18 protein-coding genes and 2 riboswitches are annotated in these 23,199 nt (G+C 32.3%); of the genes, 16 read left to right on the top strand and 2 right to left on the bottom strand.

Features of this window, described 5'->3' with window-relative positions:
• Window positions 1-11 precede the first annotated feature (11 nt).
• From BSD9I1_RS05075 to BSD9I1_RS05040, 8 genes are all read left to right on the top strand, one after another.
• Window positions 12-794 (top strand): electron transfer flavoprotein subunit beta/FixA family protein, encoded by a 783-nt coding sequence (locus tag BSD9I1_RS05075; RefSeq protein ID WP_186429423.1) that lies wholly within the window; start codon window positions 12-14, stop codon window positions 792-794.
• 18 nt (window positions 795-812) lie between these two features.
• A complete protein-coding gene (locus BSD9I1_RS05070) occupies window positions 813-1,820 on the top strand; it encodes an electron transfer flavoprotein subunit alpha/FixB family protein (protein WP_186429422.1) in 1,008 nt (335 codons plus the stop codon).
• A 99-nt stretch (window positions 1,821-1,919) separates the two neighbouring features.
• The gene (locus BSD9I1_RS05065) at window positions 1,920-2,768 is read left to right on the top strand and encodes a 3-hydroxybutyryl-CoA dehydrogenase (protein ID WP_186429421.1); all 849 of its coding nucleotides are present in this window, start codon (window positions 1,920-1,922) and stop codon (window positions 2,766-2,768) included.
• A 297-nt stretch (window positions 2,769-3,065) separates the two neighbouring features.
• Window positions 3,066-3,956: a sulfide/dihydroorotate dehydrogenase-like FAD/NAD-binding protein gene (locus tag BSD9I1_RS05060; RefSeq protein ID WP_186429420.1), complete on the top strand. Its 891-nt coding sequence runs from the start codon at window positions 3,066-3,068 to the stop codon at window positions 3,954-3,956.
• Complete coding sequence (gene gltA, locus BSD9I1_RS05055; RefSeq protein ID WP_186429419.1) at window positions 3,956-5,338, top strand: NADPH-dependent glutamate synthase; 1,383 nt, start codon at window positions 3,956-3,958, stop codon at window positions 5,336-5,338. Before BSD9I1_RS05060 ends, gltA begins: the two co-directional genes overlap by 1 nt.
• A 158-nt stretch (window positions 5,339-5,496) precedes the next feature.
• Window positions 5,497-6,417 carry a DNA-3-methyladenine glycosylase gene (locus BSD9I1_RS05050; RefSeq protein WP_186429418.1) on the top strand — a complete coding sequence of 307 codons (921 nt, stop codon included), beginning with the start codon at window positions 5,497-5,499 and terminating at the stop codon, window positions 6,415-6,417.
• Window positions 6,418-6,614: 197 nt separating this feature from the next.
• Entirely contained in the window at window positions 6,615-8,102 is a 1,488-nt protein-coding gene (locus tag BSD9I1_RS05045) for a 4Fe-4S dicluster domain-containing protein (protein WP_186429425.1), read from the top strand.
• 308 nt (window positions 8,103-8,410) lie between these two features.
• Complete coding sequence (locus tag BSD9I1_RS05040) at window positions 8,411-9,121, top strand: TVP38/TMEM64 family protein (RefSeq protein WP_373419341.1); 711 nt, start codon at window positions 8,411-8,413, stop codon at window positions 9,119-9,121.
• A gap of 2 nt (window positions 9,122-9,123) precedes the next feature.
• Here the strand turns inward: BSD9I1_RS05040 and BSD9I1_RS05035 are convergent, their stop codons facing one another.
• On the bottom strand, window positions 9,124-9,768 hold the full coding sequence (locus BSD9I1_RS05035; protein WP_186429416.1) for a TIGR01906 family membrane protein: 645 nt from the start codon (window positions 9,766-9,768) through the stop codon (window positions 9,124-9,126).
• 330 nt (window positions 9,769-10,098) lie between these two features.
• Here BSD9I1_RS05035 and groES point away from each other — a divergent pair, with 330 nt between their 5' ends.
• From groES to BSD9I1_RS05000, 7 genes are all read left to right on the top strand, one after another.
• On the top strand, window positions 10,099-10,383 hold the full coding sequence (gene groES, locus BSD9I1_RS05030) for a co-chaperone GroES (RefSeq protein ID WP_035309699.1): 285 nt from the start codon (window positions 10,099-10,101) through the stop codon (window positions 10,381-10,383).
• A 40-nt stretch (window positions 10,384-10,423) separates the two neighbouring features.
• Window positions 10,424-12,043, top strand: coding sequence for a chaperonin GroEL (gene groL, locus BSD9I1_RS05025; protein WP_186429415.1), 1,620 nt, complete (start codon window positions 10,424-10,426; stop codon window positions 12,041-12,043).
• A 178-nt stretch (window positions 12,044-12,221) separates the two neighbouring features.
• Window positions 12,222-12,306: riboswitch (cyclic di-GMP riboswitch) on the top strand.
• 106 nt (window positions 12,307-12,412) lie between these two features.
• Entirely contained in the window at window positions 12,413-13,156 is a 744-nt protein-coding gene (locus BSD9I1_RS05020) for an A24 family peptidase (RefSeq protein WP_186429414.1), read from the top strand.
• Between the two features lie 145 nt (window positions 13,157-13,301).
• Window positions 13,302-13,399: riboswitch (purine riboswitch) on the top strand.
• A 169-nt stretch (window positions 13,400-13,568) separates the two neighbouring features.
• Entirely contained in the window at window positions 13,569-15,023 is a 1,455-nt protein-coding gene (gene guaB / locus BSD9I1_RS05015; RefSeq protein ID WP_035309705.1) for an IMP dehydrogenase, read from the top strand.
• A 61-nt stretch (window positions 15,024-15,084) separates the two neighbouring features.
• Window positions 15,085-16,617, top strand: a complete 1,533-nt coding sequence (guaA, locus tag BSD9I1_RS05010) for a glutamine-hydrolyzing GMP synthase (RefSeq protein ID WP_186429413.1) — start codon at window positions 15,085-15,087, stop codon at window positions 16,615-16,617.
• A 286-nt stretch (window positions 16,618-16,903) separates the two neighbouring features.
• The gene (locus BSD9I1_RS05005) at window positions 16,904-18,256 is read left to right on the top strand and encodes a glucose-6-phosphate isomerase (protein ID WP_186429412.1); all 1,353 of its coding nucleotides are present in this window, start codon (window positions 16,904-16,906) and stop codon (window positions 18,254-18,256) included.
• An 86-nt stretch (window positions 18,257-18,342) separates the two neighbouring features.
• The gene (locus BSD9I1_RS05000; RefSeq protein ID WP_186429411.1) at window positions 18,343-18,789 is read left to right on the top strand and encodes a YaiI/YqxD family protein; all 447 of its coding nucleotides are present in this window, start codon (window positions 18,343-18,345) and stop codon (window positions 18,787-18,789) included.
• Between the two features lie 88 nt (window positions 18,790-18,877).
• Here BSD9I1_RS05000 and pulA read toward each other — a convergent pair whose 3' ends face one another.
• Window positions 18,878-21,022 carry a type I pullulanase gene (pulA, locus tag BSD9I1_RS04995; RefSeq protein ID WP_186429410.1) on the bottom strand — a complete coding sequence of 715 codons (2,145 nt, stop codon included), beginning with the start codon at window positions 21,020-21,022 and terminating at the stop codon, window positions 18,878-18,880.
• A 173-nt stretch (window positions 21,023-21,195) separates the two neighbouring features.
• On the opposite strand from pulA, the gene BSD9I1_RS04990 reads away from it, so the two are divergent.
• The gene (locus tag BSD9I1_RS04990) at window positions 21,196-23,196 is read left to right on the top strand and encodes a triple tyrosine motif-containing protein (protein WP_186429409.1); all 2,001 of its coding nucleotides are present in this window, start codon (window positions 21,196-21,198) and stop codon (window positions 23,194-23,196) included.
• The last annotated feature ends 3 nt before the right edge of the window (window positions 23,197-23,199 follow it).

The following is a 23,199-nucleotide window of genomic DNA, read 5'->3' as shown; positions in this document are numbered from 1 at the left end:
GGTACACTTAAATGAATATAATTGTTTGTTTAAAACAAGTTCCAGATACAAATGAAGTTAAAATAGATCCAGTTACAGGAACTCTTATAAGAGAAGGTGTTCCATCAATCATAAACCCAGATGACAAGAATGCTTTAGAAGAAGCGTTAGCACTAAAAGATAAATATGGTGCAAATGTTGCTGTATTAAGCATGGGACCTCCACAGGCAGAAGTTGCTTTAAGAGAAGCTTTTGCTATGGGAGCAGACAGAGCAGTATTAATCTCTGACAGAGCTTTTGCTGGTGCAGATACTCTTGCAACTTCAAGAGCACTTGCAGGAGCAATAGAAAAAATGGGAGACTATGACATAATATTTGCTGGAAGACAGGCTATAGATGGAGATACAGCTCAGGTTGGACCAGAAATAGCTGAACACTTAAACTTACCACAAATAACTTATGTAGAAGCAGTAGAAAAAGCAGAAGGCGGCTTAAGAGTTAAGAGAGCTTGGGAAGATGGATATGAAAACATAAAAGTTCAGACACCAGTTCTTCTAACAGCTATAAAAGAATTAAACGTACCAAGATACATGAGCGTAGGACATATCTTCGGAGCTTTTGATAAAGAAGTAGAAGTATGGAATGCAGAGTATATAGGAGTAGATAAATCCTTCCTTGGACTTCCAGGATCACCAACAAAGGTTAAGAAGTCAGCTACTAAAGAAGCTAAGGGCAAGGGAGCAATAGTTAACTTACCACCTAAAGAAGCAGCAGCACAGGCAGTTGCAAAATTAAAGGAAAAACACTATATCTAATTTAGGAGGGATTTTTAAATGAATATAGCAGATTACAAAGGCGTATGGGTATTTGCTGAACAAAGAGATGGACAGTTACAAAAAGTTGCTCTAGAACTTTTAGGAAAAGGTAGAGCAATTGCTGATAAATTAGGAGTAAAATTAACTGCATTATTAGTTGGCGGAGAAGGAATGGAAGACGCAACTCGCGAATTAATAGCTTTTGGTGCGGATGAAGTTATATATGCTCACAATCCATTATTAAAGCACTTCACAACTGATGGATACACAAAGGTTATATGTGAACTTGCAAATGAAAAGAAACCAGAAATAATTCTTGTAGGTGCTTCTTTCATAGGAAGAGACTTAGGACCAAGAGTTGCTGCAAGATTATCAACTGGACTTACAGCTGACTGTACAGGACTTGAAACAGAAGATGGAACAAACCACTTACTAATGACAAGACCTGCTTTCGGAGGAAACTTAATGGCTACTATCATCTGTGCTGATCACAGACCACAGATGGCAACAGTTAGACCAGGAGTGTTTGCAAAACTTGCAAAAGATGAAAACAGAACTGGTGAAGTTGAAACAATAGCTGTAGATGTAAAAGAATCTGACATCAGAACTAAGACTGAAGAAGTTGTTAAATTAGCTAAGACTGTAGCTGATATAACTGAAGCTGAATTCATCGTATCTGGTGGTAGAGGAGTAGGTGCAAAAGAAAACTTTGCATTACTTGAAGAATTAGCTGATGTATTAGAAGGAAGCATAGGAGGATCCCGTGCTGCTATAGATAATGCTTGGATAGATAAAGCTTACCAAGTAGGCCAGACTGGTAAAACAGTTAGACCTAAGATATACATTGCAGTAGGTATTTCTGGAGCTATACAGCATTTAGCTGGTATGCAGGATTCTGACTTTATAATAGCTATAAACAAAGATGAAAGCGCTCCAATCATGCAGATAGCTGATGTAGCATTAGTAGGAGACTTCAAGAAAGTTGTTCCTGAACTAATAGCTCAAATAAAAGAAGCTAAAAACTAGCATTTAAATACATGTTTGCACTTTTACTAGTGCAAACATGTATATTTTCATATGTTTTGTTAAACTATAAAATATATTTGTTTAGGGAGGATATATACTATGAAAAAGATTTGTGTTCTTGGTGCAGGAACTATGGGAGCAGGAATTGCTCAGGCCTTCGCAGTAAAGGGTTATGAAGTAGTATTAAGAGATATAAAGGATGAGTTCGTAGAAAGAGGACTTAACGGAATAAACAAAGGTCTTTCTAAGTTAGTTGCTAAGGGAAAAATGGCTCAGGAAGATATGGATGCTATACTTGCAAGATTAACTGGAACAGTTGACCTAAACATGGCAGCTGATTGTGATTTAATTATAGAAGCAGCAGTAGAAAACATGAAAATAAAAAGAGAAATATTTGCTGAATTAGATAAGATTTGTAAGCCAGAAACTATTCTTGCTTCAAATACTTCATCTTTATCTATAACTGAAGTAGCTACAGCTACAACAAGACCAGACAAGGTTATAGGAATGCATTTCTTTAACCCAGCTCCAGTTATGAAGCTTGTAGAAATAATCAGAGGAATGGCTACATCACAGGAAACTTTTGATGCTGTTAAAGAAGTATCTGTAGCAATTGGTAAGGATCCAGTAGAAGTTGCTGAAGCTCCAGGATTTGTTGTAAATAGAATATTAATTCCAATGATCAATGAAGCAGTTGGAATTTACGCTGAAGGAATAGCATCAGCTGAAGATATAGATAAGGCTATGATGCTTGGAGCAAATCATCCAATGGGACCTCTTGCATTAGGAGACTTAGTAGGACTTGATATATGTCTTGCTATAATGGATGTATTATATACAGAAACAGGAGATACAAAATACAGAGCTCACTCCTTACTTAGAAAATATGTAAGAGCTGGATGGCTTGGAAGAAAATCAGGAAGAGGATTCCACAACTACGCAAAATAATTTTAAATATATAAGGCTAGAGTCTTTAATAAGGCTCTAGTTTTTTTATTGACTAAATTTAGTGGTATAAATCTTTATATTAGTTTTAATATTGTCAATTTTGATGTTATTAATTTCGTTTTTTAAATTTAAGAATATCTTAAATTATCTTGCTTTTTTAGTTGATTATTAGACTATTATTTATATATAATAGTCTATAAGAAAAGAAACACTTTATTTAGCTAAAATGTGCTAATTTGTGAGGAGTACATAGTTTTATAATTGTGTAAATGGAGATTAATTGAGGGAGGGAAAACAATGTATAAAATTTTAAATAAAAGACTTTTAGCACCAAATATTTATCTTATGGATATAGAAGCACCAAGAGTTGCAAAATCAGCAAAGCCAGGACAATTTGTAATAGTAAGAATGGATGAGAGAGGGGAAAGAATCCCTTTAACCATTTGTGACTATGATAAAGATAAAAGATCTGTAACAATAGTATTCCAGGTAGTTGGAAGTTCAACAAAAAGGATGGCAGCATTAGAAGTGGGAGAACATTTTATGGATTTTGTAGGACCACTGGGACAGCCTTCTGAATTAGTCAACGAAGACTTAGAAGAGCTAAGGAAAAAGAAAATAATATTTATAGCAGGTGGTGTTGGAGCTGCTCCGGTATATCCACAGGTTAAGTGGTTAAATTCTGTAGGTGTGAAGGCAGATGTAATAGTTGGAACTAAATCAAGAGAAACTTTAATACTTGAAGAAGAGATGAAAGAAGTAGCTGGAAACATGTATGTGGCCACTGATGATGGTTCGTATGGGTTTAAAGGATTAGTTACAGATTTTCTTAAAAAGTTAATTGACGAAGAAAAGAAGGAATACGACTTAGTTGTGGCTATAGGACCTATGATAATGATGAAATTTGTTACAAAACTTACTAAAGAGTATGGTTTAAAAACTATAGTAAGTTTAAATACTTTAATGGTAGATGGTACAGGTATGTGTGGAGCTTGTAGAGTTACAGTAGCTGGGAAAACACGATTTGCCTGCGTAGAAGGTCCAGAATTTGATGGACATGAAGTGGACTTTGAGGAAGCTATGAGAAGACAAGGTATGTATAAGACAGAGGAAGGTAAAAAAATACTTGAAGACCAGGAAAAAGCAGAAGGTCATAAATGCTTTGTAGGATTGGACGGTGAGGAATAATGGATAAATTTAAAAGAACTTTATCTAAAGAACAGAACCCGGAGGAAAGAGTTAAAAATTTTAAGGAAGTATCTTTAGGTTATACTGAAGAAGAAGCCATAAAGGAAGCAGAAAGATGTTTGAATTGTAAAAATCCAATGTGCGTTCCTAAATGTCCTGTAGCTATAAATATACCTGAATTTATACAACACTTGAAAGAAGGTAACTTCGAGGAAGCGGCAAGGGTGATAAATAGAGATAGTTCGCTTCCAGCAGTATGTGGAAGAGTATGCCCACAGGAAAGCCAATGTGAAGGCAAATGTATACTTGGAATTAAGGGTGAACCAGTAGCAATTGGTAAGCTTGAAAGATTTATCGGAGACTGGTCAAGAGAAAATAACCTAGATTTAACTGTAAAGAGTGATAAAAAGAATAAAAAGGTTGCAGTTATAGGAAGCGGACCAGCTGGTCTTACTTGTGCAGGAGACCTAGCTAAAATGGGTTATGATGTTACTATATTTGAAGCTTTACATGAAGCAGGTGGGGTTTTGGTATATGGAATACCTGAGTTTAGGCTTCCGAAAGAAACTGTTGTAAAGCATGAAATAGAAAATGTAAAGAAATTAGGCGTAAAAATTGAAACAGATGTTATAGTAGGTAGAACTGTCACCATAGAGGAACTTATGGAAGAAGAAGGTTTTGGTGCTGTATTTGTAGGGTCAGGGGCAGGACTTCCTAAGTTTATGGGAATACCTGGAGAAAACCTTAATGGAGTATTTTCTGCTAATGAGTTTTTAACTAGAAATAATCTTATGAAGGCATTTAGAAATGATTATGATACTCCTGTAAAGGTAGGAACAAAGCTTGCTGTAGTTGGTGGTGGTAACGTAGCTATGGATGCTGCTAGAACTGCAAGAAGACTTGGAGCAGAAGTTCATATAGTTTATAGAAGATCAGAAGAAGAACTTCCAGCAAGAAGAGAAGAAATTCACCATGCTAAGGAAGAAGGAATAATATTTGATTTGCTTACAAACCCAATAGAAATACTTAGTGATGAAAATGGGTGGGTAAAGGGTATGAAGTGCATTAAGATGGAACTTGGTGCCCCTGATGAGTCTGGAAGAAGAAGACCTGTAGAAATAAAGGATTCAGAGTATGAAATAGAATTAGATACAGTCATAATGGCTCTTGGAACTTCTCCAAATCCTCTTATAACCTCAACAACTAAGGGGTTAGATACAAACAAATGGGGATGTATCATTGCAGAAGATGAAACGGGTGAAACTACTAAAAAGGGAATATTTGCTGGTGGAGATGCTGTAACAGGTGCAGCTACAGTAATACTTGCAATGGGAGCAGGTAAAAAAGCAGCAAAAGCTATTGATGAATTCTTAAGCAAGTAATTAGATGTTAGGTGCTAGTAGTTAGGAAATGTAGAAATTTTGGCATACAAGGTTTCTTGTAACCCTAGCATCTAGCACCTTTGTTTTAGGTATGAATGAAAACTGTGTTATAGAGGAATAATAAAATGCCGTAATATTTCTAAAAGGAGAGATAAAAGATGGATTTTAATTATATAGAAAATTATATAGAGGATGATATAAATGTGGTAGTTGTAAAGGATGTCTTAAACTTTGAACTACCACATATTTTTGAATGTGGGCAGTGTTTTAGGTGGAATAAACAAGAGGATGGCAGGTATATTGGGGTAGCATTTGGACGTGTGATAGAAGTAGAAAAAAGAAATAATGATGTCTTAATTTACAATGCCACAGAAGAAGAATTTAAAAATATTTGGATGGAATATTTTGATTTAACTAGAGATTATGCAGAGGTGAAAAGTATATTAAGTGAAGATGAGCTTTTAAAAAAAGCAGTGGAGTTTGGTCATGGAATAAGACTTTTAAAACAGGAGCCTTTTGAACTTATTATTTCCTTTATTATATCTGCAAATAATAGAATACCAATGATAAAAAGAGCTATAGAAAAGATAAGTAAAAGTTTTGGGGAACCTCTTTATTATAAGAAAAAGGTCTATTATACCTTCCCAACTGTAGAGAAATTACATGCAGCTACAGAAGAGGAGTTAGAAAGTCTAGGAACGGGTTTTAGAGCTAAATATATAAGAGATACAGTTGAAAAAATATATAGCAATTTAAATTCATCAAGTGAAACTTATAATGAAAGCTTTGATATAAATTTAATAATAAGCAAAAATGATGATGAGTGTCACAAGGAACTTCAAAATTTTATGGGAATAGGCCCTAAGGTGGCGGACTGTATAATGTTGTTTTCTATGGGAAAATATTCTGCATTTCCAGTAGACGTATGGGTGAAAAGAGCTATGCAGCATTTCTATGTAGCTCCAGATGTATCCTTAAAGAAAATAAGAGAATTCGGACGTGAGAAGTTTGGAAAACTTTCTGGTTTTGCTCAACAATATTTGTTTTATTATGCTAGAGAAAATAACATAATTGGATAAATTAAGTGTACATATCAAAGGGTGACAATAAAGGTAAAAAAAATTGTTAAAAAAATCGCAAATATGTATTAATTTTTTTTGAGTTTCTGTTATAATATAATTATCAAGAAAAATCAACAGTTATAAAACTGTAGTAACGATTTTAGTAATTTATTTACACAATTAAATTACTTTTGTGAAAATTAGGAGGATCTAAAATTATGGAATTTGAAACTCAATTAAAAAAATTAAAGTATTTAGTGCTTAGAGAAGTAGCTAAGATGACTTTGGAAGATAGAGTGAACAAAGAGGAATTGGAAAAGGTTCCATTTACTATAATAGAAGGTGATACAGCAGAATACAGATGCTGTGTATATAGAGAAAGAGCAATAGTTTATGAAAGAGCAAAACTTGCAATAGGATGTCTTCCAAATGGTCAAGAAGCTGAAAAGTTTGTACATGTAGAAGATAATGATCAAATAGTATATGTAATTGATGCGGCTTGTGACAAGTGTCCTATAAATAGATTTATTGTAACAGAAGCATGTAGGGGATGTATACAGCATAATTGTATGGAAGTATGCCCAGCAGGTTCTATTACTAGAGCAGGGGGAAGGGCTTATATAAATCATGAAACATGTAAAGAGTGTGGATTATGTAAACAAGCTTGCCCTTATGGAGCGGTAGCAGAGGTAATGAGACCTTGTAAGAGAGCGTGTCCTACAGGAGCTCTCCAAATGAATTTAGATAACAATAGAGCAACAATAGATAAAAAGGATTGTGTAAATTGTGGTGCTTGTATGGGTGCGTGCCCATTTGGAGCTATATCTGATAAGAGTTATATAGTAGATGTAACTCGTTCGTTAATGAACAAGAAAAAGGTATATGCAGTGGTTGCACCAGCAATTACAGGACAATTTGGTAATAAAGTAAAGGTTGGACAAATAAAAGCAGCCTTTAAGAAAATGGGATTTGTAGATATGATAGAGGCAGCTTGTGGTGCTGATGCAGTAGTTGTACATGAAGGTAATGAGTTTGTAGAAAGAATGGAAAAGGGAGATAAGTATATGACTAACTCCTGTTGCCCAGGTTTCTTAAACTACATTGAAAAGAAATTCCCAGATCAAATTGATAAGGTGTCAGGCACAGTATCTCCAATGGTAGCTACGGGAAGAATGATAAAGAAGATGGATCCAGAAGCACTAGTTGTATTTGTAGGACCATGTACTGCTAAGAAAAGTGAAATTAAGAGACCAAGTGTTAAAGATTCAGTGGATTATGTTATGACTTTTGAAGAAATTACAGCCTTAATGGGAGCATATGATATAGAGCCTCAAAAACTAGAAAACGAAGATATCAATGATGCATCATCCTTTGGGAGAGGATTTGCTCAAGGTGGAGGATTAACAGCCGCTATTGAAAACTATATAGAGAAAAAGGAAGTAAAGATAGATTTTGAACCTGTTAAAGTTAGTGGGCCATTTGATATAAAGAGAGCTATGATGATGGCCAAAGCTGGCAAATTACAAGGAAACTTTATTGAAGGGATGATGTGCGAAGGCGGATGTATAGGTGGACCAGCAACTATGGTTTCTATGATGAAGTCTAGACCACAGCTTGCAAAGTTTAGTAAAGAGGCTCAAATAAAACATGTTATAGATAATGAAAATTTAAAGCGTTATGAAGAAATTAATATGGAGAGATAGTGAAAAGAGGTTGCGAGAGCAACTTCTTTTTTAGTGCCCATTTTCTAGATAATAATGAAAGTTACAAGAATGTAAAGGGTTATATAGTTGTATTAAATTATTAACTAGTAAGATAGATTAACAAGAAAATGTATATAATTACTTTTAGTATAAAACAATATTTAGTATATCTAATTAAATGAAGTTTTAAATTTTGATATAATAGATAAAAATAAGATAATTTTCTAGATATAGATGACGATTAGAAATTAGGGATTAGAGATTTATAACCAAAGAGGGTGAAGTATATGGATGATGGAGAGCATGGAATATTAAGAAAAGTAGTTGAATATATAAAGGAAAATATAGGCGGTATCATATTTGCTGGCTTATTTGTATTGTTTTTATTTGTTGGTTATAAGTATTTCCATGATTACTTTTACATATTAAAAGATCCAGATGAAGTCAGAAATATTATTAATTCCTATGGACAGTATAGTATACTAGCCTTTATCCTTCTTCAAATGTTACAGGTAGTAGTATTCTTTATTCCTGGAGAGATTGTTCAAGTTGCAGGTGGATATATTTTTGGAACTATATCTGGCAGCATAATTTCACTTGTAGGTATTTGTTTAGGCAGCATTATAATATTTGTAATATGTAATATATATGGTAAACCTTTTGTAGAAAGAATTATATCTAAAAGACATTTGACTTTTTTTAAAAAAGTACTAAAGCTTGGAAGTGTAAATTACATAGTATTTTTACTTTATTTAGTACCCGGTATTCCCAAAGATGCATTAGCTTATATATGTGGAATTTCAGATATTAGTCTGAAAAATTTTATTATATATTCTACTTTAGGAAGATTTCCTGGAATATTTTTATCTGCCTATTTTGGAGCTAAAATAGGTACTGATAATAAGCTCATATTAATTGGGATAGCTGTAGTTGCAACGGTACTTTTTATACTAGGTGTAATAAAGGGAGAAAAAATAATAAAAAACATGATAAAAAATGAAGAAAAAGAAAAGCCCTAAATCTAGGGCTTTTCCACACGATAGTTACTTTTATAGAATATTATGTAGATTATTGAAAATATAAGTATTAGTGCAGCTATGAGTATAGCGCAGTGCATAAAGAATGCTTCAGGAAGTATATTTATAACGGGGTCTTTATCTATATCAAATATCCAGTAATCATTATTGAAGAATATAGCATGAAACGTATTAAAAACCTTGTTAAAGTTAATTGAAAATACTGTAAGTAAAAATATAGGTAAGGAAACTAAAAGCCAAGAACTATATTTAAAAATTGAAAAGTCTTTATATTTATAGCATAGATATACAGCAATTAAATTTAAAAACAGTGATATGTAAAATATTTTATCAACTAAAGAAAATATTTTCTTCACTTCATAAAAGTGTATAATGCCTTCAGGGGAAGCCTTAAAGGAAGGCAGTTTAAACTGTGTATTAGAAGGAGAATATAAAAAGTTTATAAGATAATCATAATTTGTTTTGATTTCGCTCACGCTCATATGTACAAATTTTTCTATACCTAGATGTTTTATATCAAAATAATATAATTGTCTGAAGTTCACAGTGATTTTTACGGACAGGGTTATGGCAAATAGTGCTAGTGAAAACATAAAAATAAATTTAAAGAAAACATGAAAATTTTTCATAAAAATGTCACCCCTTGGAAATATTAATTATGTTGTAATAATATTATATAGTTTGAACTGTTTTATTTAAATATAGTATTAGAAAATAAAAGAAAAAGTAAGTAAAATGCCAAAATATATAGATAAATTATAATAATGGGGTATAATTTAACAAAAAGAATAAATAAGGGTAACATTTACATTTGATATTATATATGCTATTCTTTATTATAATAATTGTATTAGCACTCATTGATAGTGAGTGCTAATGATAAAAAATTAATTAATACATCTCAATTTATTTGAGATGATTCATTCTTATAAACATAAATATTTTAAGGAGGGTTTAAAATGAGAATTAGACCACTTGGAGACAGAGTTGTTATCAAAAGAATCGAAGTAGAAGAAACTACAAAGAGCGGAATAGTTTTACCAGGAACCGCTAAGGAAAAGCCACAAGAAGCTGAGGTAGTAGCAGTAGGACCTGGTGGAATGGTTAATGGAAAAGAAGTTGTAATGGAATTAAAAGTAGGAGATAAAATATTATTTTCTAAGTATGCAGGAAATGAAGTTAAAATTGATGGCATAGAATATACAATATTAAAACAGGATGATATATTAGCTGTTTTAGAATAATTTGAAAATATAAATTAACTATTTAGGAGGTAAGTGTAATATGGCAAAGAGCTTATTATTTGGAGAAGAAGCTAGAAGAGCTATGCAGGCAGGTGTAGATAAGCTTGCAAATACAGTTAAGGTTACTTTAGGACCAAAGGGAAGAAACGTTGTTTTAGATAAAAAATTCGGATCACCACTTATAACTAATGATGGTGTTACTATAGCAAGAGAAATCGAACTTGAAGATGCATATGAAAATATGGGAGCACAGCTTGTAAAAGAAGTTGCAACTAAGACAAATGATGTAGCAGGAGATGGTACTACAACAGCTACGTTACTTGCTCAGGCTATAATTAGAGAAGGGTTAAGAAACGTTACAGCAGGATCTAATCCGATGCTAATTAGACGTGGAATACAGATGGCAGTAGAAAAAGCTGTACAAGAAATTAAAAATATTTCAAAGCAGGTAAACGGAAAAGAAGACATAGCAAGTGTTGCAGCAAACTCAGCAGCTGATGAAGAAATAGGAAAGCTTATAGCAGATGCTATGGAGAGAGTTGGAAACGAAGGCGTTATAACTGTTGAAGAATCAAAATCTATGGGAACTGAATTAGATGTTGTTGAAGGAATGCAGTTTGATAGAGGATACTTAAGTGCATACATGGTAACTGATTCTGAAAAGATGGAAGCAGTACTTGAAGAGCCATATATATTAATAACAGATAAGAAGATAACTAGCATACAGGATATACTTCCAGTACTTGAAAAAATAGTTCAACAGGGAAGAAAGCTATTAATAATAGCTGAAGATATAGAAGGAGAAGCATTAGCAACACTTGTTCTTAATAAATTAAGAGGAACATTTACTTGTGTAGCAGTTAAAGCTCCTGGATTTGGCGATAGAAGAAAAGATATGCTTCAAGATATAGCAGTATTAACTGGTGGAGAAGTTATCGCTGAAGAATTAGGAAGAGATTTAAAAGACGTTACATTAGATATGCTTGGAATGGCTGAATCCGTTAAGATTACTAAAGAAAATACTACAATTGTTAACGGAAAAGGAAATAAAGAAGCTATACATGATAGAGTTCATCAGATAAAAGTTCAGATAGATGAATCTTCATCTGACTTTGATAGAGAAAAATTACAGGAAAGACTTGCAAAACTTGCTGGTGGAGTAGCTGTAATCAAAGTTGGTGCTGCAACAGAAACTGAATTAAAAGAAAGAAAGCTAAGAATAGAAGATGCTTTAGCAGCTACTAAAGCCGCTGTTGAAGAAGGTATTGTTCCAGGTGGTGGAACTGCATATGTAACTGCTCTTAAAGAAATGCAGGAATTAACTTCTGATGTAGTAGACATCAAAGTTGGTATTGACATTATAAGAAAAGCCCTTGAAGAACCAGTAAGACAAATAGCTACTAACGCTGGAGTTGAAGGTTCTGTAGTAATAGAAAAAGTTAAAAATTCTGAAGTTGGAATGGGTTATGATGCTTTAAATGATAAATATATAAACATGATAGAAGCTGGAATAATCGACCCAACTAAGGTTACAAGATCAGCACTTCAAAATGCTGCATCTGTAGCAGCTACTTTCTTAACAACAGAAGCTGCTGTAGCTGATATGCCAGAAAAGAATCCTGCTCCAATGCCAGGACCAGGAATGGATGGAATGTATTAATATAAAATATAAGCTGTGGATTAAATCCACAGCTTTATTTTTTATGAGCTTATTTTTACATTATACAAATCTTAAGATGTTATAAAAAATGCAGTATATACTTATAGAACTTTACCTTAGATGTTATATGAAATATGTTGTAACAAGTGATTTTTGGTGATAAAATTTGTTTATAGATAAACTTTAGGGAAGCTTTGAAGTACATGCTATATCTGGGCATCTAGGCATGTATGGAGTTAATGATGCAACAGACCCTATACTTATGAAAGATTATTTTGTAAGTATAGGGATTTATCATATTAAAGTGCTTTAGTTGTCTGTAATAAAATCAGTATTTTTGCAAATCATTTTATAAGAGGGTTTAGTAGTATGGATTATTTAATTATTTTTATTTTTGGGACTATAATTGGAAGTTTTTTAAATGTATGCATTTATAGAATGCCTAAAAATCAGTCTATTGCATATCCACCATCTCATTGCACTAATTGTAATAACAATTTAAAGCCCTATGATTTGATTCCTATTTTAAGTTACATTTTGTTAAAGGGAAGATGCAGGTATTGCAGAGAAAAAGTATCTGAAAGATATCCAATAATTGAATTTTTAACAGGTATATTATATGTGTTAGTTTATGTAAAATATGGTATTGCCATAGATGCCATAAAGTATATTATAATGGTAAGTATCCTAATTGTTATAGGAATGATTGATTTGGATACTACAAATATTTATTTTAAAACTACCTTGGTAGGATTTATCGTAGCGGTAACTTTTTTAGCTATTCATGCTTATAGGGGACTACCTGTAATGAATTACATATATGGAGGCATCATAGGTGGAGGAACCTTAGCGTTAATAATACTTATAACTAAAGGTGGCATGGGCTGGGGAGATGCAGAGATTTGTTTTGTATGTGGATTATTTTTAGGACTTGAACTAACGTTATTAATGCTATTTTTATCCTTTGTTATTGGTTCTGTAATAGGACTAGCACTTATAGCTTTAAAGAAAAAGACTAGAAAAGATTATGTACCATTTGGACCATTTATAGTACTAGCTTCTATTATAACTATACTTTGGGGACAAGGCATTATAACATGGTACTTATTATAAAATAGAGTAACCAGAGATTGATAGAAAGTTATATTATTAAACATTTACATTGTATTTTTAGATTTAATAATGTGAAATAAAATAATTGACAAATAACGAAAAATTCAATAGAATAATGTCAATAGTTAAAATTAATGAAGGAAACATATCAAATATAAACATAACTCATATATCCCCTGAATATGGCAGGGAGTATCTACCGGGAGCCGCAAATTCCTGACTATGAGTGAGAATAGACGTGTATTTATTTGTACATGCTAATTTCACTTATAGAGAATAAGTAAAATTAGCATGTTTTTTTGTCTATAAATTAAACATTTAGGGAAAATAATAAAAGTAAATACTCTAAAAACTTTAGATGTGATGAGCTGTAATAAAATTAAATTAGAAAATATAAAGGAGAGTGGATTAAATGGCAATCATTTTAAAACAAGGATATACTTTTGACGATGTACTTTTAGTTCCAAATAAATCAGAAATATTACCTAATGGTGTTACTCTTAAAACAAATTTGACTAAGACTATTAGCTTAAATATACCACTTATGAGCGCAGGGATGGATACTGTTACAGAATCCAAAATGGCAATAGCTATGTCTCGTGAAGGTGGTATTGGGATAATACACAAAAACATGACAATTGAACAACAAGCTATGGAAGTGGACAGAGTTAAAAGGCAAGAAAACGGAGTTATAACTGATCCATTTTTCTTATCTCCAGAAAATACTCTTCAAGATGCATTAGAACTTATGAGTAAGTATAGAATATCTGGTATTCCTGTAACAGTGGGCGGAAAATTAGTAGGAATTATAACAAATAGAGATATAGTATTTGAACAAGATTATTCAAAGAAAATATCAGATGTAATGACAAAAGAAAATTTAATTACAGCGCCAGAAAATACAACTATAGAAGAAGCTAAAGCAATACTTAAAGAGCATAGAATAGAAAAACTTCCATTAGTTGATAAGGATAATAATTTAAAAGGACTTATAACTATAAAGGATATAGAAAAGGTAAGAAAGTTCCCTAACAGTGCAAAGGACAGTAAAGGCAGACTTTTATGTGGTGCAGCGGTAGGTGTAACTAAGGATATGATGGAAAGAGTTAAAGCATTAGTTGATGCACATGTAGATGTTATAACTGTAGATACTGCTCATGGACATTCAAAAGGTGTTATAGAAGCTGTAAGAACTATAAAGAGCGTATATCCAGAGCTTCAAGTTATTGCAGGTAATGTAGCTACTGCAGAAGCAACTAAGGACCTTATAGAAGCTGGTGCAGACTGTATAAAAGTTGGTATAGGGCCAGGATCTATCTGTACTACAAGAGTTGTAGCAGGAGTTGGTGTGCCACAACTTACAGCTGTAATGGATTGTGTTGAAGAAGCTAATAAATATGGAGTACCTGTTATAGCAGATGGTGGATTAAAGTATTCAGGAGATATAGTTAAGGCACTAGCTGCTGGAGCTAAGGTGTGTATGATGGGATCTATGTTTGCAGGATGCGAAGAATCTCCAGGAGAAACTGAAATATATCAAGGAAGAAGTTATAAAGTTTATAGAGGTATGGGCTCTCTTGCAGCTATGGCTTGTGGAAGTAAGGATAGGTATTTCCAAGAAGATAATAAGAAGCTTGTTCCAGAAGGTGTAGAAGGAAGATTACCATATAAAGGACTTGTATCAGATACAATATTCCAGTTACTTGGTGGAATTCGTTCAGGTATGGGATATTTAGGTTCTAAGACTTTAGTTGACCTATATGAAACAGCTAGATTTGTAGTTCAAACATCAGCAGGTCTTAGAGAAAGTCATCCGCATGATATAGTAATGACAAAAGAGGCTCCAAACTACAGTGTATCACAGTAATTAAAGATAAATTAGAATTAGAATTACTAATATATAATTAATAACCCCTGAGGAGGTAACTATGGAAAAGGAATTAGTTTTAGTAGTTGATTTCGGTGGACAGTACAACCAGCTTATTGCTAGAAGAGTAAGAGAAAATAATGTATATTGCGAAATAATTCCATACACATATTCAATAGATAAAATAAAGGAAAAAAACCCTAAAGGGATAATTTTCACTGGAGGACCTAACAGTGTTTATGGTGAAGGAGCTCCAAAAATAGATAAAGAAATATTCGAATTAGGTGTTCCAGTACTTGGAATATGCTATGGGGAACAGCTTATCGCTCATACCCTTGGAGGAAATGTTAAAAGCCCTGATGTAAGAGAGTATGGTAAGACAGATGTAAAGTTAGATAACTCATGCTTATTATTTCAAGGAATAGAAGAAAATGAAAGCTGCTGGATGAGCCACACGGACTATGTAGAAAATGCACCAGTAGGATTTAGAATAGTTGGAACAACTAGCCAAACTCCAGTAGCAGCTATGGAAAATGTAGAAAGAAAGATATATGGTGTTCAGTTCCATCCAGAAGTAGAGCATACTCCTTTTGGAAAGAAAATGCTATCAAATTTCCTATATAACATCTGTGGATTAAGTGGCGATTGGTCAATGTCTTCTTTTGCGGAAGAACAGATTAAAGCTATAAAAGAAAAAGTAGGAGATAAAAAAGTAATTTGTGCACTATCAGGTGGAGTTGATTCATCTGTAGCTGCAGTGCTTGTTCATAAAGCTATAGGAAAGCAATTAACATGTATATTCGTAGATCATGGTTTACTTAGAAAAGATGAAGGAGACCAGGTTGAAGAAATATTTAAAAAGCAGTTTGATATGAATTTAATAAGAGTAAATGCTCAGGATAGATTTTTAGGAAAACTTAAAGGTGTAAGTGATCCAGAGAAAAAGAGAAAAATAATAGGTGAAGAATTTATAAGAGTATTTGAAGAAGAAGCAAATAAGCTAGGGGAAATAAGCTTCCTTGTTCAAGGTACTATATATGCAGATGTAGTTGAAAGTGGAACAGGAACTTCTGCTACAATAAAGAGTCACCATAATGTAGGAGGACTTCCAGAAGATATTCAATTTAGTCTTATAGAGCCTTTAAGAGAGTTATTTAAAGATGAAGTAAGAGCTGTTGGAGAAGAACTTGGAATACCTCATAATTTAGTATGGAGACAGCCTTTCCCAGGACCAGGTCTTGCAATAAGAGTACTTGGAGAAGTTACAGAAGAAAAGCTAGCTGTAGTTAGAGAAGCAGATGCTATATTTAGAGAAGAAATAGCTAATGCTGGACTCGAAGGAAAGGTATGGCAGTACTTTGCTTGTCTTCCAAATATACAATCAGTAGGAGTTATGGGAGATGAAAGAACTTACTGCCACACAATAGCATTAAGAGGAGTAACTTCATCAGATGGGATGACTTCAGATTGGGCTAGAATACCTTATGAAGTTTTAGATAAAGTTTCAAGAAGAATAGTTAATGAAGTTCACGGAGTAAACAGAATTGTTTATGATATAACTTCAAAACCACCTTCAACTATTGAGTGGGAATAAAGTTCATTTAATAGTTAATATTGAATAGTTAATGATTAAAGGGTTTAATCACCTTGGACGGTGCTCAGGTTTGAAGCATATCCAAGGTGATTTTTTTATAAGTTTTCCACAGGGAAACTGGTACATTAATCTAGAGTACTTGATTTATTTTGTATAATATACTAAAATTTTACTATGATAATTTCATGAGATTTGTAAAAGTTATGATTTCGTTACAAATCAGCACATCTTAAATTAATTAGTATTTTACTAAAATAAATCATGGGTATTAAGGGAGAGTTATATTATGAAAACAGGAGTAAATGTAGATCTAACTAAATTAAAAGCACATTTAGCAGAAGAAGAAATAAGTCATTTTAGCCAACATATTAAAGAAGCTCATAAAATGCTTCATAAAAAAATAGGGGCAGGAAATGATTTTTTAGGATGGTTGGACTTGCCTAAGGATTATGATAAGGGAGAATTTCAAAGGATACAAAGGGCTGCTGAAAAGGTAAAAAATAATTCAGATGCTCTTATAGTGATTGGAATAGGTGGATCATATTTAGGTGCAAGAGCAGCTATAGAAATGCTCACTCAAACCTTTTATAATAGCTTAAGTAAAGACAAAAGGAAGACTCCAGCTATATATTTTGTAGGAAATAATATAAGCTCTACATACATGGCAGATTTATTAGAGCTAGTAGAAAATATGGATATATCCGTTAATGTAATATCAAAATCAGGAACTACTACAGAACCTGCTATAGCATTTAGAATATTTAAGGAATTATTAGAAAAGAAGTATGGCAAGGAAGAGGCAAAAGAAAGAATATATGCTACCACAGATAAGTCAAAGGGTGCATTGAAATCTTTAGCAGACACAGAAGGATATGAAACCTTTGTAATACCAGATGATGTAGGTGGAAGATATTCAGTGCTCACGGCTGTAGGATTATTGCCTATTGCCGTATCAGGTGCTAACATAGAGGAAATAATGGCAGGGGCGAGAGATGCAAGAGAAGCTTTTATGGAAGCTGATTTAGAAAAAAATCAATGCTATAAATATGCAGCAGCAAGAAATGCTCTTTATAGAAAAGGAAAAACTATAGAAATATTAGCAAACTTTGAGCCTTGCCTCCATTATTTCGGAGAATGGTGGAAGCAGCTTTATGGAGAAAGTGAAGGAAAGGATCAAAAGGGAATTTATCCAGCATCAGTAGATTTTTCAACAGATTTACATTCTATGGGTCAATATATACAAGATGGATCAAGAATATTATTTGAGACATTTATAAATATAGAAGATCCGAGAAAGACTATAATTGTAAAAGAAGATGTGGAAAATGTAGATGGTTTAAATTTTTTATCTGGAAAAACCATGGATTTTGTAAACAAGCAAGCTTTTAGAGGGACAGTACTTGCGCATAGTGATGGAAACGTACCAAGCATAATTATAAATGTTCCACAATTAACTCCATATTATTTTGGATATATGGTATACTTTTTTGAGAAAGCTTGTGCTATAAGTGGGTATCTTTTAGGAGTAAATCCTTTTGATCAGCCAGGAGTTGAAGCATATAAGAAAAATATGTTTGCACTTTTAGGGAAACCAGGCTATGAACAAGTGAAAATGGAGTTAGAATCTAGACTAAAATAGTTAATATAGGTAAAATAAATATAAGCTTTGGTTTAAAGATAAAGTTCTTAAGCCAAAGCTTTAAAATCATACATAAGGAGAATTTTATGAGAATATTAGTTGACGCAGATGCCTGTCCAGGTAAGCATATGATTGAAAAGGCTGCAAAGGAAAATGATATAGAAGTTATAATGTATTGTGATATTAATCATGTAATTAATAGTGATTACAGCATCGTTAAGTATTTAGACAGCGGATTTCAAAGTGTAGATATGTATCTTATAAATGAAGCTAAGGCAGGAGATGTAATAATTACACAAGACTATGGGGTGGCAGCTCTGGCTTTAGGGAAAAAAGCTTATGCTATAAATCCTAAGGGGTATATTTATAATGATAAGAATATGGATAGACTACTTTTTGAAAGACACCTTTCAGCTAAGGTCAGAAGGGGAGGCGGAAAAACTGCAAGCCATAAGAAAAGAACAGAAGAAGATGATTTAAGATTATATGAGAGTATTATAAAAATAATAAAAAGTTGCGAAACAACTTTTTAGGTGCTAGTTTAGAGGTCCTAGGAGATAGGTAACGTAGAAATTTTGTTCTTTAAAATTTCATCAATTCCTAGCACCTAGTACCTAACTACTAGTCTTTATATAACACTGTAGTGCTTATAGGCTCTACAAGTAAACTATTTCCTGATATAATGCTCAAAACATCCGTTCCAGCAATATCTCTATTTACAACCATTTTCCAGGTACCTTCGGGAATATTAACTGTAATCATATTTTTATTTGGATTATAGATTACAAGTATGTCCGACCAAATATCACCTCGTGCATAATCCTTTAAAACAAAGGCTACAACGTTTTGAGGAGTGTTTTCTAAAAAAAACAGATGCCTTCTGATTTCATCTGCATTATTCATTTTAAATGCAGGATGTTCCTTTCTAAGTTTAATCAGTCCCTTGTAATAGTTATTCACATCAATGAACTTTCTTTTTCTATCCCAATCCATCCAATTTATTATATCTGATGATTTATAGCTGTTTTCATCCATATTTTTTGTTCTACAGAATTCTACGCCACTATGAAGAAAAGAAATACCTTGAGAGGTTAAAATTATGGCGTTGCATAATTTATGTATATACTTTTTTTCTTCAAAGTTTTTATCTATACAACTTATTTCTATTTTGTCCCATAAGGTATGATTATCGTGAGCAGATACATAATTTATGGTATTTATTGGGCTTTGAAACATTCCTTTTATATGTCCGTTATAATTTATAGAACCAGAAACACAAACTTTTATATTATTTTCTATGTTTTCTTTTCCAGAAGCATAGCCAATATCCGCAGGTATAAAGGTAGAACCTTTAATGATATCTCTTACAAAATCATTAAAATGACCAATGGAAGGCATTTTATAATGATTTTTTTGAGTTGCTTTGTTTTCTTCAGGCAAGGAAGTATTTAAGTTCCAGCCCTCTCCATACGTGATAATGTAAGGATTTATCTTGTATAACTCCTCTCTTATAATATTCATGGTATTTACATCATGAATGCCCATTAAGTCAAATCTAAATCCATCTAGATGATATTCCTTAGCCCAAAATTTTACCGAATCAACTATAAATTTTCTTACCATAGGATTTTCCGATGCTATATCATTGCCACATCCACTTCCGTTGCTTAAGGAGCCATCTTCGTTATACCTAAAATAGTATTTAGGAAATATATTTTCAAAGTTACTTTTAGGAGCACTAAAAACATGGTTATATACCACATCCATAATTACACCTATATTGTCTGCGTGTAAGGTATATATTAATGTCTTAAGCTCTTGTATTCTGCAATAAGGATTATAGGGATTTATAGCATATATACCTTCAACCGAGTTGTAATTTTCAGGATTATATCCCCAATTATAAAGCAGTGGGTTTTTTTCGCTAGAATTTATGTGATTAAAATCAAAAATTGGCATAAGTTGTACATGGGTAATTCCAAGTTCTTTAATATGAGCAAGACCTGTGCTTATATTACTATCAGAATAAGTATTATCTTCTGACAGTCCTAAAAATTTAGCTCTATTTATTACTCCACTATTAGGGTGAGTAGAAATATCTCTTATACTTAGCTCATAAATTATGGCATCTGTAGGAGAGCTTAGTTTCAAAGGGCAATCTTTTTCAAAGTTTTTAGGATTAGATTTATTTAAATCTATTATAGCACCTCTCAAACCGTTTATACCAACTGCTGGAGTATAAGGATCTATAACTTCTCTTACTATTCCTTCTATATTTATTTCATAAGTGTAAAAATATCCATCTAAGTTTTCATGAATTCTGCATTTCCAAACTCCATTTTCACACTCTTTCATTTGTATTCTTCGAGGTTTTTCTTCTAAGTTAGGTTCTCCAGAATCGTAAATTAAAATGTTTATACTTAAAGCAACGGGAGACCACAAGGAAAATGAAGTTTCTTCTGGGGTATAAGTATATCCAAGCTTACCGTCATAATAGTATAATTTATTAAATTCATCTGATTTATATAGAGGATAATAATTTATAGGAACTTTATTTTTACCTAATATTAGCTCACTTTTTTCTTTTATATTAATAAATTCATTTAAAGTTATTTGTAACATATTCTTATTTAAATAATACGCGTTTACACGTAAAGTTGTAAGGCCATTACGTATTTTTAGCTTAGGTAACTTATCTATGGAGCAATTGTCGGCCTTAAGTTTTATAGTATCAAATGATACTAGTTCAGCGTCATATAATCTCATAAAATACACCCCCTAATTTACAAGAAAGTATCTTCAGTCATTCAGATGTACTAATTTAGGATAAAGTTAAATATTTTTCCAAATTATCCATATGTAAATAAAAACCACATTACAGAATATGGTACTTATAGTATAATATAAAATAGGAAGAGTTTAAATGGGGGTTGTGAATTATGAATGAGATTTCCATCACCTTTAGTGTAGAAAGTCCCCGAGAGAGGGAAGAAGAAATAATTATAAAGGCGGAAGTATCTGATAACGATAATTTATTATATAAATTTTTTGTGGGATGTAATGGAATATGGGAAGTATTAAGAGATTTTGATTATAAAAATAATATAAAATGGGTACCAAAAGAAGATGGAAAGTACACGATAATGGTACAAGCTAAAGTGAAAGATAGTACAAAGCCTTTTGAATACCTGTCAAGAAGTGACTTTATAATAGGTAAATCACAAGAAAAAATAATAGATTCTCTTAAAATAAACAAAAAGGAAATAAAAGTTGGGGAAAAAATAAAAATAGATGCTACGTCAAATAAAGATAATATTATGTACAGATACTGGCTAAAGGAAGAATTTAATTGGCAAATTATAAAGGATTACACTTTAGATAACTTTTTAGAGTGCACCATAAAAAATCCTGGTAAGCATGAAATATTAGTGGAATGTAAAGAAATTAATTCCCTTAAGCAATATAATGATTTTGCAAGGGTAGATTTCAACGTGCTTCCATTAAAAAAAATAGAAATAAGAAATTTCAGATGTATAACTGGAGAGAGGATATGCAATGAAGAGTTATTATTTGAAGTAGATACCGATGGAGATAAGGATAGAGTAATACTTTATAAGTTTATAAAGATATCTAAAGATAGAGAGTTTAAGTGTATACAAGATTATTCTACTAAAAAAGTGGTAGCATACGTTGAGGAAGTTCCAGGAGATTACAGGCTAATATGTATGGTGAAGGATATGTATTCCCCCAAGGAATATGATGACAGAGCTATAATAAACTTTAGCATACATCCCTATAAGAATATTGAAATAAATAGCTTTACTGCAAATAAAATGAGTCCACAACGAGTTGAAACAGAAATTGAGCTTCAAGCAATAGTTACTGGAGGGCGTGAACTCCTTTATAGGTACATTATAGAGGGAAATTCTAGTGTTGATTCAGGTTACATAAGACTAAATAATTATACTTGGAAGCCAGAAAAGCCAGGGGAATATAAGGTTATATTATGGGTAAAGGATTCATCTTTTGATGGTGAGTATGAACAAAAAGAGGAGGTTTACTTTACAGTTGATGAAAAAGTTAAGCTTCCTATAAAGATAGAGAATGTTATTATAGACAAGGGAAATGAGATATTAAAGCATGAAGAAGTTATAATAGAGGTAAATGCTTCTGGTAGTTCTACTTTAAGATATAGCTTTATAATAAGAAAAGAAGGACAAGAAAGAGGACGAATAGATTATGGAAGCTGTAACTTTATAAAGTTCACACCACAAGAAGAAGGTAAGTTTGAAATAGAAGTAATGGTAAAAGATAAATATTCATTGAAGGAATATGATAGTCATAAAATTATATATATAAATTCCTATAATTTTTTTCCAGCAAACATAGATTATATTTTGATGCCATTAAATGAGTATTATGTTGCTGGTGATACTATAAAACTTAATATAATATCAATAAATACAAAAGACTTATTATTTAAGTATGTTTTGAAAATAAATGGACGTAAAATTGAAGAAACAGATTATGTAGAAAGTATAGAATATTACTTTATGGCCCCACACAGCGGCGTGTATGTGGTGGAAATATACGTTAAAAATAAGTTAAGTAATAAGGAATTTGATAATAAAAAAGAAGCTAGAATACCAGTTCATCAGGCTTTGCCAATTACTAATACAACTATAAAATGTAGTGATAGTCAAATAGAAATTAATAAGCCTATTATAGTTACTGTAGAGAATGAGGGTGGCAAGGATGTTATATATGAATTTTATTTGATGGAAGAAGATGAATGGTTTAAGGTTCAAAATTATAGTAAAAAGAATTATTATAGCTTTGTTCCTTTTAAAAAGGGAAAATATAGGATACTTGCTTTGTGTAAAAGCAGCTATAGGAAGTGTGCTTATGAAGATTATGATATTTTAGAATTTATTATTTAGAGG

This window comes from Clostridium sp. BSD9I1, from assembly GCF_900185645.1.
GTDB lineage: Bacteria > Bacillota > Clostridia > Clostridiales > Clostridiaceae > Clostridium_AK.
The sequence above is the reverse complement of the archived record's forward strand: the minus strand, read 5'-3'. Positions and strand labels throughout refer to the sequence as shown.

Excerpts from the sequence above, each read along its gene's own strand:
- BSD9I1_RS05075 (WP_186429423.1), top strand. The coding sequence starts at position 12 with ATGAATATAATTGTTTGTTTAAAACAAGTTCCAGATACAAATGAAGTT.
- BSD9I1_RS05070 (WP_186429422.1), top strand. The coding sequence starts at position 813 with ATGAATATAGCAGATTACAAAGGCGTATGGGTATTTGCTGAACAAAGA.
- BSD9I1_RS05065 (WP_186429421.1), top strand. The coding sequence starts at position 1,920 with ATGAAAAAGATTTGTGTTCTTGGTGCAGGAACTATGGGAGCAGGAATT.
- BSD9I1_RS05060 (WP_186429420.1), top strand. The coding sequence starts at position 3,066 with ATGTATAAAATTTTAAATAAAAGACTTTTAGCACCAAATATTTATCTT.
- gltA (WP_186429419.1), top strand. The coding sequence starts at position 3,956 with ATGGATAAATTTAAAAGAACTTTATCTAAAGAACAGAACCCGGAGGAA.
- BSD9I1_RS05050 (WP_186429418.1), top strand. The coding sequence starts at position 5,497 with ATGGATTTTAATTATATAGAAAATTATATAGAGGATGATATAAATGTG.
- BSD9I1_RS05035 (WP_186429416.1), bottom strand. The coding sequence starts at position 9,768 with ATGAAAAATTTTCATGTTTTCTTTAAATTTATTTTTATGTTTTCACTA.
- groES (WP_035309699.1), top strand. The coding sequence starts at position 10,099 with ATGAGAATTAGACCACTTGGAGACAGAGTTGTTATCAAAAGAATCGAA.
- groL (WP_186429415.1), top strand. The coding sequence starts at position 10,424 with ATGGCAAAGAGCTTATTATTTGGAGAAGAAGCTAGAAGAGCTATGCAG.
- BSD9I1_RS05020 (WP_186429414.1), top strand. The coding sequence starts at position 12,413 with ATGGATTATTTAATTATTTTTATTTTTGGGACTATAATTGGAAGTTTT.
- guaB (WP_035309705.1), top strand. The coding sequence starts at position 13,569 with ATGGCAATCATTTTAAAACAAGGATATACTTTTGACGATGTACTTTTA.
- guaA (WP_186429413.1), top strand. The coding sequence starts at position 15,085 with ATGGAAAAGGAATTAGTTTTAGTAGTTGATTTCGGTGGACAGTACAAC.
- BSD9I1_RS05005 (WP_186429412.1), top strand. The coding sequence starts at position 16,904 with ATGAAAACAGGAGTAAATGTAGATCTAACTAAATTAAAAGCACATTTA.
- BSD9I1_RS05000 (WP_186429411.1), top strand. The coding sequence starts at position 18,343 with ATGAGAATATTAGTTGACGCAGATGCCTGTCCAGGTAAGCATATGATT.
- pulA (WP_186429410.1), bottom strand. The coding sequence starts at position 21,022 with ATGAGATTATATGACGCTGAACTAGTATCATTTGATACTATAAAACTT.
- BSD9I1_RS04990 (WP_186429409.1), top strand. The coding sequence starts at position 21,196 with ATGAATGAGATTTCCATCACCTTTAGTGTAGAAAGTCCCCGAGAGAGG.